At 70.8% G+C, this 14,126-nt stretch carries 15 protein-coding genes; 7 read left to right on the forward strand and 8 right to left on the reverse strand.

Annotated elements, in window-relative coordinates; translation table 11 throughout:
* Positions 1–136 precede the first annotated feature (136 nt).
* Together AB0H78_RS11125 and AB0H78_RS11130 are read left to right on the forward strand one after the other, a co-directional pair.
* The gene (locus AB0H78_RS11125) at positions 137–814 is read left to right on the forward strand and encodes a hypothetical protein (protein ID WP_363234122.1); all 678 of its coding nucleotides are present in this window, start codon (positions 137–139) and stop codon (positions 812–814) included.
* Positions 811–1,434, forward strand: coding sequence for a hypothetical protein (locus AB0H78_RS11130; protein WP_363233985.1), 624 nt, complete (start codon positions 811–813; stop codon positions 1,432–1,434). The genes AB0H78_RS11125 and AB0H78_RS11130 overlap by 4 nt, the downstream gene beginning before the upstream one ends.
* Before the next feature lie 11 nt (positions 1,435–1,445).
* Here the strand turns inward: AB0H78_RS11130 and glyA are convergent, their stop codons facing one another.
* Positions 1,446–2,732, reverse strand: coding sequence for a serine hydroxymethyltransferase (gene glyA, locus AB0H78_RS11135; protein WP_363233986.1), 1,287 nt, complete (start codon positions 2,730–2,732; stop codon positions 1,446–1,448).
* A gap of 241 nt (positions 2,733–2,973) precedes the next feature.
* Between glyA and rocD the strand changes: the two genes are divergently transcribed.
* Entirely contained in the window at positions 2,974–4,179 is a 1,206-nt protein-coding gene (gene rocD, locus AB0H78_RS11140; protein WP_363233987.1) for an ornithine--oxo-acid transaminase, read from the forward strand.
* Positions 4,180–4,194: 15 nt separating this feature from the next.
* Here the strand turns inward: rocD and AB0H78_RS11145 are convergent, their stop codons facing one another.
* The gene (locus AB0H78_RS11145) at positions 4,195–5,382 is read right to left on the reverse strand and encodes a glutathionylspermidine synthase family protein (protein ID WP_363233988.1); all 1,188 of its coding nucleotides are present in this window, start codon (positions 5,380–5,382) and stop codon (positions 4,195–4,197) included.
* A 2-nt stretch (positions 5,383–5,384) separates the two neighbouring features.
* Positions 5,385–5,660: a hypothetical protein gene (locus AB0H78_RS11150; protein ID WP_363233989.1), complete on the reverse strand. Its 276-nt coding sequence runs from the start codon at positions 5,658–5,660 to the stop codon at positions 5,385–5,387.
* Positions 5,661–5,772: 112 nt separating this feature from the next.
* On the opposite strand from AB0H78_RS11150, the gene AB0H78_RS11155 reads away from it, so the two are divergent.
* Positions 5,773–6,621: a hypothetical protein gene (locus AB0H78_RS11155; protein WP_363233990.1), complete on the forward strand. Its 849-nt coding sequence runs from the start codon at positions 5,773–5,775 to the stop codon at positions 6,619–6,621.
* Between the two features lie 20 nt (positions 6,622–6,641).
* On the opposite strand, the gene AB0H78_RS11160 is transcribed toward AB0H78_RS11155, so the two are convergent.
* Positions 6,642–8,033 (reverse strand): PLP-dependent aminotransferase family protein, encoded by a 1,392-nt coding sequence (locus AB0H78_RS11160; RefSeq protein WP_363233991.1) that lies wholly within the window; start codon positions 8,031–8,033, stop codon positions 6,642–6,644.
* 47 nt (positions 8,034–8,080) lie between these two features.
* Between AB0H78_RS11160 and AB0H78_RS11165 the strand changes: the two genes are divergently transcribed.
* Genes AB0H78_RS11165 through AB0H78_RS11175 form a run of 3 tightly spaced genes read left to right on the forward strand, consistent with a single transcriptional unit; the run spans position 8,081 to position 9,755 of the window.
* Complete coding sequence (locus AB0H78_RS11165) at positions 8,081–8,578, forward strand: carboxymuconolactone decarboxylase family protein (RefSeq protein ID WP_363233992.1); 498 nt, start codon at positions 8,081–8,083, stop codon at positions 8,576–8,578.
* Complete coding sequence (locus tag AB0H78_RS11170; protein WP_363233993.1) at positions 8,575–9,036, forward strand: carboxymuconolactone decarboxylase family protein; 462 nt, start codon at positions 8,575–8,577, stop codon at positions 9,034–9,036. The genes AB0H78_RS11165 and AB0H78_RS11170 overlap by 4 nt, the downstream gene beginning before the upstream one ends.
* Complete coding sequence (locus AB0H78_RS11175) at positions 9,024–9,755, forward strand: isocitrate lyase/phosphoenolpyruvate mutase family protein (protein WP_363233994.1); 732 nt, start codon at positions 9,024–9,026, stop codon at positions 9,753–9,755. Before AB0H78_RS11170 ends, AB0H78_RS11175 begins: the two co-directional genes overlap by 13 nt.
* A gap of 187 nt (positions 9,756–9,942) precedes the next feature.
* On the opposite strand, the gene AB0H78_RS11180 is transcribed toward AB0H78_RS11175, so the two are convergent.
* The 4 genes from AB0H78_RS11180 to AB0H78_RS11195 form a co-directional block, all read right to left on the reverse strand.
* Positions 9,943–10,932, reverse strand: coding sequence for a malate dehydrogenase (locus AB0H78_RS11180; RefSeq protein ID WP_363233995.1), 990 nt, complete (start codon positions 10,930–10,932; stop codon positions 9,943–9,945).
* Positions 10,933–11,227: 295 nt separating this feature from the next.
* Positions 11,228–12,307: a DUF2690 domain-containing protein gene (locus AB0H78_RS11185; RefSeq protein ID WP_363233996.1), complete on the reverse strand. Its 1,080-nt coding sequence runs from the start codon at positions 12,305–12,307 to the stop codon at positions 11,228–11,230.
* Positions 12,308–12,570: 263 nt separating this feature from the next.
* The gene (locus AB0H78_RS11190) at positions 12,571–13,152 is read right to left on the reverse strand and encodes a DUF3017 domain-containing protein (protein WP_363233997.1); all 582 of its coding nucleotides are present in this window, start codon (positions 13,150–13,152) and stop codon (positions 12,571–12,573) included.
* Positions 13,142–13,996, reverse strand: coding sequence for a bifunctional methylenetetrahydrofolate dehydrogenase/methenyltetrahydrofolate cyclohydrolase (locus AB0H78_RS11195; protein ID WP_363233998.1), 855 nt, complete (start codon positions 13,994–13,996; stop codon positions 13,142–13,144). Before AB0H78_RS11195 ends, AB0H78_RS11190 begins: the two co-directional genes overlap by 11 nt.
* Between the last annotated feature and the right edge of the window lie 130 nt (positions 13,997–14,126).

The raw sequence follows: 14,126 nt of genomic DNA on the forward strand, positions 1-14,126 counted from the left end.
GAAGGGCTCGGGCGGTGTACCAGAAGTGACTCGGTTCGGAAGGGCCGTACCGGAGTCGGCTGGGGGACGTATGCAGCGGCATCGAAAGGTACTTCGACAGGCACGACGCCTTCTTGCACTGGCTGTTGTGCTCGCAATGAGTTGGGCCTTCGCACCGGGTGCTTCGGCCGGGGGGCCGACGAGCGTCCTGATCGTCTCGCCCGAGAGCGCGAGGACCACGTCGTTCTACTACACGGACAAGGACTACGAAACGCTCACGGAGCTGCTGGCCGCACCCGGCAGTGGCGGACAGTCGACGAGGCCCCCGTCTCTGGGAGAGGCGATGGCGGCCCGCCAGATCAATGTGACGTGGATGATCCACGACATCTCGCCCTGGCGGCTCGACCAGGTGTATGCCCGCCCGGAGAGCGGCACGGTCTGGATACGCAGCTCCACCGACGCCCCCGACTTCGCCAGCGGCACCTGGCATCGGGCGGCACAAGCGCATGAGTTGAAGGCGCTGTTGAAGAAGCTGGGGATGATGGAACCGCCGTCCGACCGGGGCGCAGGACCGGTGCCACCGCCCGATCAGACGAGCGGAGCAACCACCGTCGTCCCTACCGAGCCGGAGCAGCAGCCCACGCCGGCGGCTGCCGCAGCCGGATCCGCGTCAGGGACCGGCTCCGTCTCCCGCGCCGGCGACAGCACGGACTGGTGGTGGGCGATACCGGGCCTGGTGGTCGGTGCGGGGCTGGCGTTGGGGCTTCGGCCCATGAGTGTCCGACTGCTCTCGCGGCCTCGTGGCGGGCCCCGCCAGGAGCTGAGGGACGTATGAGGGCTGCGCTGTTGACCGCCTTGGTGTGTACGGCAGTTGTGGCTCTCGCGCCGGGGGCGGTGGCCGAGGAGCGGGCTCCGGATCTGGCGCTGGTCATCCCCATGGGCGGCGGGGCGCCGGCGTCGCTGTCCGAGAGGGACGCCGACTTCGCCGTACTGAAGGCCCTGATGCAACCGCGGTTCGCTCGTACGGAGCGCACTCCGGAAGGTCTCTCGCCCACCGTGCGGGCGACGGTGATCTGGGGCCTGACAGGGGTAGGCGGCTGGCCGCAGACCGACCGGGCACCGGGCGGGGACATCGCATTCGAGGGGCAGGATCAGGTGATGGCCGCAGAGGACTCCTCGTCCACCACGGTCTGGGTGCGCTCGGATCCCTCGGTCGATGTGAACGACGACGACATCCGCTGGCACCGGGTTCCGGTCGGAGTGCTCGACCTGCTGGCCCGGCACCATCTGCTCGGACCGGACCGGCCGCCCGCCCGGTCGGAGAAGGGCGGGGCGGACGGCTGGTGGTGGCTGATACCCGGACTCGCCGCCGGATACGGCGCGGCCGTGCTCGTACGCCGGCAGCGGGCTCGACCAGAGGAACCGCAACATCAGTTGATCGACCTGGACGCCTAGGCCCAGTCCGGCTAGTCGGTGGGCAGGCCGGGGGCCGGGAAGGCGGCCATCAGTTCCGCCACCTCCGCGCGGACCTTGGCCAGCTGGTCCTCGTCGCCGGTGCGGGCCGCGGTGACACCACGGTCGATCCAGTCGGCGACGGCGGCCATGTGCTGGGTGCCGAGACCGCGAGAGGTGAGGGAGGGAGTGCCGATACGGACACCGGAGGGGTCGAAGGGCTTCCTCGGGTCATAGGGGACGGTGTTGTAGTTGACGACGATTCCGGCTCGGTCGAGGGCCTTGGCCGCCACCTTGCCGGGGACGTCCTTGGGGGTGAGGTCCATCAGGATCAGGTGGTTGTCGGTGCCGCCTGAGACCAGATCGAAGCCGCGGGCGAGCAACTCCTCGGCGAGGGCCCGGGCATTGGCGACGACCGCGTGGGCGTAGTCACGGAAGGAGGGCTGGGCCGCCTCGTGCAGGGAGACGGCGATGGCGGCGGTGGTCTGGTTGTGCGGGCCGCCCTGGAGGCCGGGGAAGACCGCCTTGTCGATGGCCTTGGCGTGCTCCTCGCGGGAGAGCAGCATCGCGCCGCGCGGGCCGCGCAGGGTCTTGTGGGTGGTCGTGGAGATGACGTCCGCGTGCGGTACGGGAGACGGGTGGGCGCCGCCCACGATGAGGCCCGCGATATGGGCGACGTCCGCGACCAGTACGGCGCCGGATTCGCGGGCGATCTCGGCGAAGGCCGCGAAGTCGATGGTGCGAGGGAGGGCGGTGCCGCCGCAGAAGATGAGCTTGGGGCGTTCCTTGAGGGCGAGTTCGCGCACCTCGTCGAAATCGATCAGGCCCGTGTCGGCGCGGACGCCGTACTGGACGCCGCGGAACCACCGGCCGGTGGCCGAGACACCCCAGCCGTGGGTGAGGTGACCGCCCATCGGAAGCGCCATGCCCATCACCGTGTCGCCGGGCTCGGCGAAGGCGAGGTAGACGGCGAGGTTCGCCGGGGAGCCGGAGTAGGGCTGGACGTTGGCGTGCTCGACGCCGAACAGGGCCTTGGCGCGGGCGATGGCCAGGGATTCGACCTGGTCGATGTGCTGCTGGCCCTCGTAGTAGCGGCGGCCCGGGTAGCCCTCGCTGTACTTGTTCTGCAGGACCGTGCCGGATGCTTCGAGGACGGCCTGCGAGACGTAGTTCTCGCTGGGGATCAGGCGGAGAGTCTCCGACTGGAGTTTCTCCTCGGCGCCGATCAGGGCGGCCAGTTCGGGGTCCGAGGAGGAGAGGGCGGGGTGGCTGGGCTTGTTCGCGGAGCGGGGAAGGCTCATGGCGTCCTCCGGGTCGGTGTCAGGTCACGTTCCCGGGGTGCCCAGGCGGGCGGCACCTCGTGCGTCAAGCCGCGCGCGGCTCCCTCGGGGTCGATTCCCCGCTCGCCAGTCGCCGTGCGTGCCGTACAGACTAGCGGGCGCGCCGTACGGGCGGGTTTCCCCGTCCGGCATGCGAGCGACGATAGACAGGGGGCGCCATCCCTGCCCCAGGCCGTATCGAGCCGTACGAAACGGAGACCCCGTGTCGAACACCGCAGCCGCCATCGCCACCGCGGACACCCACAGCGCGCACAACTACCATCCGCTGCCCGTCGTCGTCGCCTCGGCGGACGGCGCCTGGATGACCGATGTCGAGGGGCGCCGCTACCTCGACATGCTCGCCGGCTACTCGGCGCTCAACTTCGGCCATGGCAACCGCCGTCTGATCGACGCCGCGAAGGCGCAGCTGGAGAGAGTGACGCTGACCTCCCGGGCGTTCCACCACGACCGGTTCGCCGACTTCTGTACGCAGCTCGCCGAGTTGTGCGGCATGGAGATGGTGCTGCCGATGAACACCGGGGCGGAGGCGGTCGAGACCGCCGTGAAGACCGCCCGGAAGTGGGGCTACAAGGTCAAGGGGGTTCCCGACGGACAGGCGAAGATCGTCGTCGCCGCCGACAACTTCCACGGCCGTACGACCACGATCGTCAGCTTCTCGACCGACCAGGAGGCGCGGGCGGACTTCGGTCCGTACACCCCGGGCTTCGAGATCGTCCCGTACGGGGACGTCGACGCGCTGGACCGGGCCGTCGACGAGAACACCGTCGCCGTCCTGATCGAGCCGATCCAGGGCGAGGCGGGGGTGCTGGTGCCGCCGGCGGGCTATCTGCCGTTCGTACGGGAGCTGACGCGCGTGCGGAACGTGCTGTTCATCGCGGACGAGATCCAGTCCGGGCTCGGGCGGACCGGAAAGACCTTCGCGTGCGAGCACGAGGGCGTCGTGCCCGACATGTACGTCCTGGGGAAGGCGCTGGGCGGCGGGGTCGTGCCGGTGTCGGCGGTCGTGTCGTCGGCCGAGGTGCTCGGGGTGTTCAGGCCCGGTGAGCACGGGTCCACGTTCGGCGGGAACCCCCTCGCCTGCGCGGTGGCGCTGGAGGTCATCGCGATGCTGCGCTCCGGCGAATTCCAACAGCGGGCCACGGAGTTGGGGGACCACCTCCACCACGAGCTCGGCCTGCTGGTGGGCGACGGCACGGTCGAGGCGGTCCGTGGGCGCGGGCTGTGGGCCGGCGTGGACATCGCGCCCGCCCTGGGCACCGGGCGGCAGATCTCCGAGCGGCTGATGGAGCGCGGAGTCCTGGTGAAGGACACCCACGGGTCGACGATCCGGATCGCGCCCCCGCTGGTGATCAGCAAGGAGGACCTGGACTGGGGTCTCGACCAGCTGCGGGACGTGCTCGCCGGCTAGCGCCGAGCAGTCGAGTCAGAGGATGACGTGCGGCAGGAAGCGGGCGTACTCGTCGGTGACCGGGCCCGCCGACTCGCGGATCCCGAGGCCTGCCGCCTCGTCCTCGACGACCCATGCACCGAGCACCACACGATTGCCGTCGAAGTCCGGCAGCAGCGCCAACTCCTGGTAGCAGCAGGGTTCGTCGGTGCGCAGGACGGGGGGCGCGGAGCCCGGCTCGTGCAGGGTCACGCCCGCGCCCTCGCGGCCGAGCAGCGGCTTCGCCACGTACCCCTTCGTGGTGGCCAGTTCGCGCGGGCCGTCCAGGTAGGCGGCGAGCAGGTTCGGGTGGCCCGGGTAGAGCTCCCAGAGGATCGCCAGGAGCGCCTTGTTGGAGAGAAGCATCTTCCAGAGCGGTTCGATCCAGCAGGTGGAGCCGGTGGAGCCGCCATTGTCGAGAGTGCGCAGGACGTGCGGGCCGAAGGCGTCGGTGGTCAGCCACTCCCAGGGGTAGAGCTTGAAGCAGCTGCGGATGAAGCGGAGCTTCTCGTCGACGAAGCGGCCGGTCAGACCGTCCCACCCGATGCGCTCCACCGACAGCATCTCGGTGTCGAGGCCCGCCTGTTCGGCGGTTTCGCGGAGGTACGCGACCGTCATCAGATCCTCGCCGAGCTCGTCGGCGTCCGAGTGCGCGAAGTGCACAGGGCCCGGCGGCAGGAGGTGCGCCTGCTTCTTCCAGGCGGCGACGAGCCGCTCGTGCAGGGAGTTCCACTGGTCGGCGCCGGGGAAGCGCTCCTCCATCCAGAACCACTGCGGGCTGGCCGCCTCCACCAGTGAGGTGGGGGTGTCGGCGTTGTACTCCAGCATCTTGGCCGGGCCCGTGCCGTCGTAGCGCAGGTCGAACCGGCCGTAGAGGGAGGGCTGTTCGGCCCTGCGGCGCCAGGACTCGGATATGAGGTGGATCAGCCGAGGGTCGGTGATGCCCAGGTCGGCGAAGCGGTTCTGCTCGACGATGTGCGCGGCCGCGGCCAGGCACATGGCGTGCAGCTCCTCCACGACATCCTCGAGCGCCTCGACCTCGGGCAGCGAGAACGCGTAGTACGCGCTCTCGTCCCAGTACGGGCGCAGCGAATCGTCCGGGTAGCGCGTGAGCGGGTAGATGACTCCCTGCTCCTCGACGGTCTGCTGCCAGCCGGGGCGCGGGTCGATGACGTGCCGTTTCATCGTCAGCCGCCGCTGGAGCCGTGGCCGCCGCCGAAGCCGCCGCGGGAGACCGACGCCTTGTCGTAGCTGCCGCCGGAGACCTTGCCGTTCTTGCTCTTGCCGCCGTAGTAGTACGTGCCGTGGCCGGTGCTGTCCTTGCACTCGTAGTCCGGCAGCTTCTCCTGCGTCACCCGGTCCACGCACCGCCGGTCCGGCTCGTCCGACCCACAGGCGGTGAGCGTCGCCGCGAGCACGCCGACCCCACCGAGCACCACGACACTCGACCTCATCCTGCGCATGCGCTGCTCCCCCGTCGTCCGTCACACAACCCGATTGCGACCCCCCACCCTAGGCCCCGTTCTCCGGCTGTTCCCAGCGGCCCAACTAGAGTCCCGTTCTGTGCTCCTTGGGATGATCTGTGCTCTCGCCTCGTCGGTCTGCTTCGGTACGGCCTCCGTGTTCCAGGCCGCCGCCGCGCGCGCGGCCGAGCCCGGCAGCGGCTCCGGAGTGGACGCCGCACTGCTGCTGCGAGCACTGCGCCAGTGGCGCTACATCCTCGGCCTCGGCCTCGACGCCGTCGGTTTCGTCCTGCAGATCGTCGCCCTGCGCACCCTGCCCATCTACGCGGTCGGGGCCGCCCTGGCCGCCAGTCTCGCCGTGACCGCGGTCGTCGCGGCCCGCGTCCTCGACGTCCGCCTCGACCGCACCGAATGGGCCGCGGTGGGGGTCGTCGTCGCGGGTCTCGCCATGCTGGGCCTGTCCTCCGGCGAGGAGGGCCACACGGCGGGCTCGACCGCCCTGCGCTGGTCGATGCTGGGCGTCGCGCTCGCCATCCTGCTCCTCGGTACGGTCGCCGGACGCCTCCCGGGCCGCTCCCGGGCGCTGGCGCTCGGGCTCGGCGCGGGTGTGGGCTTCGGGGTCGTCGAGGTCGCCGTACGGCTCATCGACTCGGTCACGGACTTCACCAACCCCGCGCTGTACGCCCTGCTGATTGGCGGCGGTTCGGCCTTCCTTCTCCTCACGTCGGCGCTGCAGCGGGGCTCGGTGACGACGGCCACCGCGGGCATGGTCATCGGCGAGACGATCGGCCCCGCGCTGGTCGGAGTGGTCTGGCTCGGCGACCGTACGAGGGAGGGCCTGGGCTGGCTGGCCGTACTGGGCTTCGCGGTGGCAGTGGCAGGGGCACTGGCCCTGGCCCGCTTCGGCGAGGCGCCGGACCCAGGCCGGCACCAGCCGGAACCAAGCCCCTCCGGCGACTGAGCAGCAGGGCTCCCCGGCGACTACGGCAACACCCGGCACAACGCCTCCAGCGCCCCCGCCCACGCACTCTCCGACGGCGTCCCGTACCCGACGACCAGCGCATCACCCCCCGGCCCCACACCCTCGTGCCGGAAACGCGAAAGCCCCTCCAGGGCGAGCCCCTGCCAGGCCGCCGCCTGCACCACCGACCGCTCCGTCCCCTCCGGGAGCTCCAGCACCGCGTGCAGCCCCGCCGCGATCCCGGTCACCCGCACCGACGGCGCCCGCTCGCCGAGCGCGGCCACCAGCTCGTCGCGCCTGCGCCGGTAGCGCTGCCGCATCCCGCGCACATGCCGGTCGTACGCTCCCGAGGAGATGAACTCGGCCAGCGTCAGCTGGTCCAGCGCGCTCGTCGACCAGTCTGAGTAACCCTTCGCCGCCGCGACCTCACCCACCAGCGCCTCGGGCAGCACCATCCATCCCAGCCGCAGCCCCGGGGCAAGGGATTTGCTCGCCGTGCCGAAGTAGACGACGTGCTCCGGGTCGAGCCCCTGAAGGGCGCCCACCGGCTGCCGGTCGTAGCGGAACTCGCCGTCGTAGTCGTCCTCCAGGATCACCCCGCCCGTGGCACGCGCCCAGTCGACGGCGGCCGCGCGCCGGGCCGGATGGAGCGGGACCCCCATCGGGAACTGGTGCGCGGGCGTCAGCAGCACCGCACCCTCCCGGTCCAGCGCCCTGGTGTCCGTACCGAGCCGCCGCCCGAAGGGCAGTGCGGGCAGCCGGAGTCCGGCCTCCGCCAGGAGGTTCCAGTGCAGATCGAGGCCGTACGACTCGACCGCCACCTCCCGCACCCGCCTCGCCCGCAGCACCGTCCCCATCAGCCTCAGCCCGTGCACGAAGCCCGAGCAGACGATGATCCGGGACGGGTCGGCATGCACACCGCGCGCCCGCGCCAGGTAGTCGGCCAGGACGGTCCGAAGTTCGATGCGGCCGCGCGTATCGCCGTATCCGAAGGCGTCGTTCGGGGCGTCGGTCAGTGCACGCCTGGCCGCCTTGAGCCACTGGGTGCGCGGGAAGGAGGACACATCGGGAGCGCCGGGCTTGAGGCTGTACGCGGACGTCCGCCGGACCTGCGGCTGCGTCACGGGCCGCTTCGCCGCGCGCGGCGAGGACCGCGCGGCCACCCGCGTCCCCGACCCCTGGCGCGCGGTCAGCCACCCCTCCGCGACCAGTTCGGCGTAGGCGTCGGCGACCGTATTGCGGGCGATCCCCAGGTCGGCGGCGAGCGACCGCGACGAGGGCAGCCGCACCCCGGGCGCGAGCCGCCCACCGCGCACCGCATCGCGCAGCGCCTCCGTCAGTCCGGCGCGCAGCCCGCCTCCCCGCAGCTCCACATGGAGGTCGGCACCGAAAGTGGCCCAGGAATCTGTCACAGAAATGGACCATACTCCTGCGCCACTCTCCCCGTAATGTCGCCTTTATGAACACGAGCGAGCACAGCCACCGCGCCCCAGAGCACACCCCCCGCCTCCAGTGGGCCGAGCACGCCCCCGAGGTCTACAAGGCCATGATCAAGCTGGAGGTCGCCGCCAAGCACGGCGTCGACCCGGTCCTCTTCGAGCTCGTCAAGATCCGCGCCTCGCAGATCAACCACTGCGCGTTCTGCCTCGACATGCACACCAAGGACGCCATCGCCGCGGGCGAGACCGTGGAGCGGATCGTGCAGCTCAGCGCCTGGGAGGAGTCCCAGCACTTCTACACGGAGAAGGAGCTGGCGGCGATCGAGCTGACCGAGGCGGTCACCGTACTGACCGACGGATTCGTCCCCGACGAGGTCTACGCCAAGGCCGCGAAGCAGTTCACCGAGCCCGAGCTGGCCCACCTCATCGCCGCGATCGTCGCGATCAACGCCTGGAACCGCTTCGGCGTCTCCACCCGCATGGTCCCCGGGCACTACACCCCGGGCCAGTTCAAGTGACCGAAGGGACCGGACCTCGTGGCTGGCAGATCCCCCGCGAGGTCGCGAAGGCACTGTCCGCGCTGAGTTCGGCGGCCAAGCAGCACCTCGATCCGGTCCTCGCCGAGCTCGTCATGATCCGCGCCTCGCAGCTCAACCACTGCGCGTTCTGCCTGGACATGCACATCGAACTCGCCCTGAAGAAGGGCGAGTCGCAGGACCGGATCGATCTCCTCGCGGCCTGGGAGGAGGCGGGAAGCCGCTTCACCTCCCAGGAACGTGCCGCCCTCGCGCTCACCGAGGCGGTCACGGTACTCACCGAAGGGTTCGTCCCCGACGCGGCGTACGCGAAGGCCGCCCAGGAGTTCACCGAGACCGAACTGGCCCATCTCATCGCCGCCATCACGGTCATCAACAGCTGGAACCGGCTGATGGTGACCCGGCGCACCGCCCCGGGAGAGACCGCATGGCACAGCTGACCGCCGCCTTCCGCGCTCTGCACCACGACCGCGCCCCCGGAGACGCGCTCGTCATCCCGGGCCCCTGGGACGCCGCGAGTGCCCGCACGTTCGCGGACGCCGGCTTCCCCGCTCTCGCCACGCCGAGCGCGGGGGTCGCGGCCTCGCTGGGGTACGAGGACGGCGAGACGCCCGCAGCGGAGATGTTCGCGGCGGTCGCCCGCATCGTCCGCTCCGTCGACATCCCCGTCTCGGCGGACATCGAGGGGGGTTACGGACTGCCGCCCAAGGAGCTCGTCGCCCGCCTCCTGGAGACCGGAGCGGTCGGCTGCAATCTGGAGGACTCGGCCGGGGACGGCACCCTCAAGGACCCGGCGGAGCACGCCGACTGGCTGGCCGAGGTCATCGCCGAAGCCGGTGAGGCGCTCTTCGTCAACGCCCGCGTGGACACGTACATCCGTGGCATCGACGACACCGCCCAGGCGGTGGCCCGCGCACAGCGCTACCTCGCGGCCGGCGCCGACTGCGTCTACCCGATCGGAGCCCCGCCGGACCAACTCCCGCTCCTGGCAGCCGAGATCGACGCCCCGATCAACGCCGGCGCCCCGCCCAACGGCCCCTCGCTCGCCGAGCTCGGCCGGCTGGGCGCCACCCGCATCACCTTCGGCCCGGGCCTGCAGCGCAAGGCGACGGCGGCGGTACGGGAGATCGCGGAGGCGCTCTCCAGCGGAACGTACTGAAACGCATGCAGGCCCCGCCCTATCCGGGCGGGGCCTGCATGCGTTCAGAACAAGAGGTCTCAGATCAGGCCGAGCTCGCGCACCGCGGCAGATCCTCAACGCTCCCCTCGCACCGCTCGGCCCCTGGGGCCTCACGGGCATCGGCGAGCTGCGCCGGACTCCGTCCGACGGACCGGCCGACGCCGGATCAGATCAGGCCGAGCTCGCGCACCGCGTCGCGCTCCTCGACCAGCTCCTGCACCGACGCGTCGATCCGCGCGCGGGAGAAGTCGTTGATCTCCAGGCCCTGGACGATCTCGAACTTTCCGTCCTTCGTGGTGACCGGGAAGGAGGAGATGATGCCCTCGGGGACGCCGTAGGAGCCGTCCGAGACGATGCCCATCGAGGTCCAGTCGCCGTCCGCGGTGCCGTTGACCCAGGTGTGCACGTGGTCGATGGCGGCGTTGGCGGCCGAGGCGGCCGAGGACGCGCCACGGGCCTCGATGATCGCGGCGCCGCGCTTGGCGACGGTCGGGATGAAGGTGTCGGCCAGCCACTGCTCGTCGTTGACGACCTCGGCGGCGTTCTTGCCGGCGACCTCGGCGTGGAAGATGTCCGGGTACTGCGTCGCCGAGTGGTTGCCCCAGATGGTGAGGCGCTTGATCTCGGAGACCGGCACGCCGGTCTTCTGCGAGAGCTGCGAGATCGCGCGGTTGTGGTCCAGGCGGGTCATCGCGGTGAAGCGCTCGGCCGGTACGTCCGGGGCCGACGCCTGCGCGATGAGCGCGTTGGTGTTGGCCGGGTTGCCGACGACGAGGACCTTGATGTCGTCCGCGGCGTTGTCGTTGATGGCCTTGCCCTGCGGACCGAAGATGGAGCCGTTGGCGGCGAGCAGGTCGCCGCGCTCCATGCCCTTGGTACGCGGGCGGGCGCCGACGAGGAGGGCGACGTTGGCGCCGGCGAAGCCGACGTTCGGGTCGTCGGTGATCTCGATGCCCTGGAGCAGCGGGAAGGCGCAGTCGTCGAGCTCCATGGCGGTGCCCTCGGCGGCCTTCAGGCCCTGGGGGATCTCGAGGAGTCGCAGCTTGACCGGCACATCCGAGCCGAGCAGGTGACCGGATGCGATGCGGAAGAGCAGCGCGTAGCCGATCTGGCCGGCCGCGCCGGTCACAGTGACGTTGACGGGAGTGCGGGTCATGGCGATCTCCGTAAGACAGCTGGCGTTGGGGTCCCGGCCCCTGGTACGGGAAGCCTGATCCTTGAATCTTGATGTGAAGAGACTTCCAGCGATCAGGCTATCGGACCCTGCGGACGCTCAAGCCCCGACCCCATGTGGCACGGGGCACACACCCGGCGGAATGGACCGCAAAAGACGGAGGCCGCCCGCGCCAAGGGGGGGTGAGGCGCGGACGGCCACCGTCGGGTGCGAGCACCCGTGGGGGGATAGAAGTCAGCTGCCCCGTCCTGCGCCGACCATTCCCCCGGATCCACCACTAATTGTTCGTGCAGCCCTGCGCACCGGTCCTGAGCGTCGCGCAAGCCTTCACCTGAGCCGGGTCGGTCACCGCGATCATCGGTGTGTACGCATCGGGATCGGCGGCCACCGTCCCCTTCTGCGTGGCCGCTCCGGCCGCGCTGACCTGCACGATGTCTCCCGTGGCCGCCTGGTTGATGCGCGCCCACGCCGCCCCGCACGTCTTGCTGTACCGGACCTCGACGAGCGTGCCGCCGACGGTGACGTTCGCCAGCGACTTGGCCAGTTCGCCTCCGCAGCCCATCGCTTCGGGGTCCTTTCCGGTGCAGTCCTTGCCGCTGCACTTCACCCCGGCGGGCAGGTTGGGGTGCGTCGAGACGGTCGGACTCGGCGAGGTCTTCTTGCCACCGGAGTCGTCGCCCTTGCCGCCCAGGTCGGTCAGGAGCACGGCGGCCGCTATCACCAGGAGCGCACCCACCACGCCGGCCAGGAACATCGTCAGCTTCTTGCGCCCTGGCCGTCCGGGGCCCTCGGGGTTCCGGTCTGTGGGGTTCCGGTCGGAGGGCGACGGTGGCCGGTTGCGGGGCTGCTGCGGTGGTGGCGGCTGGTGCGTCATGCCGCCGGGCGGCGGCCCGAACTGCCCGCTCTGGACCGGCACCACCGGGGCGTCGGCGATCGGTGCGGGCGCCGCCTCGGGCACGGCGCTCTGAGCGCGCGCGCTGCCGTTCTTCGTGCGCGCCGGAGCCACCGGCGCGGAACCGAACTCCCCCAGGGCGGCGCGCGCCTGGGAGATCCGTATGGCTTCCATGGTCATGTCGTGCCGCGCCTCGGAACGGCTCCACGCCCGCTCCGCAAGCTCCCACATGGTGGTCAGATGAACCGGGTTGGTCCCGGTCACCTCGGCCAGTGCGACGATCGCGCCCTTCGGCGCGAGCAGCCGCCCGTTCAGATAGCGCTCCCACGACGTCTTGCTGTAGCCGGTCCGGTCGGCCACCGCAGCGATGCTCAGCCCGCTCCGGTCGACGAGCCTGCGCAGCTGGCTGGCAAACTCCCGTACCTGCGGGTCGAGTTCCTCCGGCAGAGCCTTCCAACGAGGCATTGCTTCCCCCTTGTCCCCCCGTGTGTGCGTATGTACGTGTCCGACTGATGCGCCCCCGGCGCAACCCTCGTTCTGGCTACCCCAAGGGATGCACAAAGCCAGGATGTCAGTTCCCCGGGCGGGAGCGCACGGGGGCATTCAGGTCGGCAGGACTCATATCGCACGCCCCTCTTCGCTCCGGCCGCCCCTGCCTCCCCGTACGACGGAGGCCCGCACTCCACAAGAAGGAGTACGGGCCATCCGCCCACCGCGGTACCGGAGTTCTAGGTGCGCACCGTGAAGTGGACGATGTCGTTCAGGAACGGGATCGTCAGCCACGGCTTCGGCTGCGCCATCAGCGCGAGCAGCACGATGGCCAGCCCGAGGATCGCGTACGTGACCATGTCCGTGAACCGGGAGCGGACCGCGAGCATGCCCACCGACGGCAGGCACCAGCGCATCACGGCACCCGTGAGCATCGCGACGCCGATCAGCAGCAGCCCGACGCGGGTGACGTCGAACGCGACGAGCAGCAGCCCGAGCCCGGTCATGGAGAGCACGGTCAGCAGCGGCCACTGACGGGCGGGCGCCGGAGCGTCCGCACCGGCCGCGCGGCCGCCGCCCTGCGGGCGCGCGGTGTCGGTCGTCACGGCGGGGAAGCGGCGCGAGGCGCGCACGGGCTCGCCATCGGGGCCGGGGGCGCTGACGGCTTCCCGGGTCGCGACGATCTCGTCGTCCTCGGTACGAAGGAGGCCGTCGTCGTCCACCAGGGTCTCCGCCGGCTCCGCGCCTTCGGAGGCCTCTGCTGCCTCGGTCGCCTCGGCCGTCCGTACGGCCTCCGGCTTCCCGTCGTCCTCAGCCGTCATGGCGCTCGGCCGCCTCGACGACATTGACCAGCAGCTGTGCGCGCGTCATCGGGCCGACGCCGCCCGGGTTCGGGGAGATCCAGCCGGCCACGTCGGCGACGCCCGGGTGGACGTCCCCGACGATCTTGCCGTTCTCGTCGCGGCTGACGCCGACGTCGAGCACGGCCGCGCCCGGCTTGATGTCCTCGGGCTTCACCAGGTGCGGGACGCCGGCCGCGGCGACGACGATGTCCGCCTGCTTGAGCAGCGAGGCGAGGTCGCGGGTGCCGGTGTGGCAGAGCGTCACGGTGGCGTTCTCGGACTTGCGCGTGAGCAGCAGCCCGATCGAGCGGCCGACGGTGATCCCGCGGCCGACCACGACCACATGCGCGCCGTTGATCTCGACGCCGTGGTGGCGGAGCAGCTGGATGATGCCGTACGGAGTGCAGGGCAGTGGCCCGTCGACGCCGAGCACCAGCTTGCCGAGGCTCATCGGGTGCAGGCCGTCGGCGTCCTTGGCCGGGTCCATCAGTTCGAGGACGCGGTTGGTGTCGATGCCCTTGGGCAGCGGGAGCTGAACGATGTAGCCGGTGCATTCCGGGTTCTCGTTCAGCTCGGTGACGACCGCCTCGATCTCCTCCTGCGTCGCGGTGTCGGGGAGCTCGCGCTGGATCGAGCCGATGCCGACCTCCGCGCAGTCCCGGTGCTTGCCGTTGACGTACCAGCGGCTGCCCGGGTCGTCACCGACCAACAGCGTGCCGAGACCAGGGGTGATGCCCTGCTCCTTGAGGGCCGCCACGCGGACGGTGAGATCGGACTTGATCGCGGCTGCCGTGGCCTTGCCGTCGAGAATCTGGGCTGTCATGCGCGCCATTCTTCCAGGGCCCGGCGCGATCACCCAAGTTGCACTTGCACAACTCATAGGGCATTCGACTGGACAAACTTATGGCTCGTTTAGAACGATGATCGGCGCAGTGTGTCGCGGGCAGTACCGG

Origin of the sequence: Streptomyces sp. NPDC050738 (assembly GCF_040654175.1) — a bacterium.
Lineage (GTDB): Bacteria > Actinomycetota > Actinomycetes > Streptomycetales > Streptomycetaceae > Streptomyces.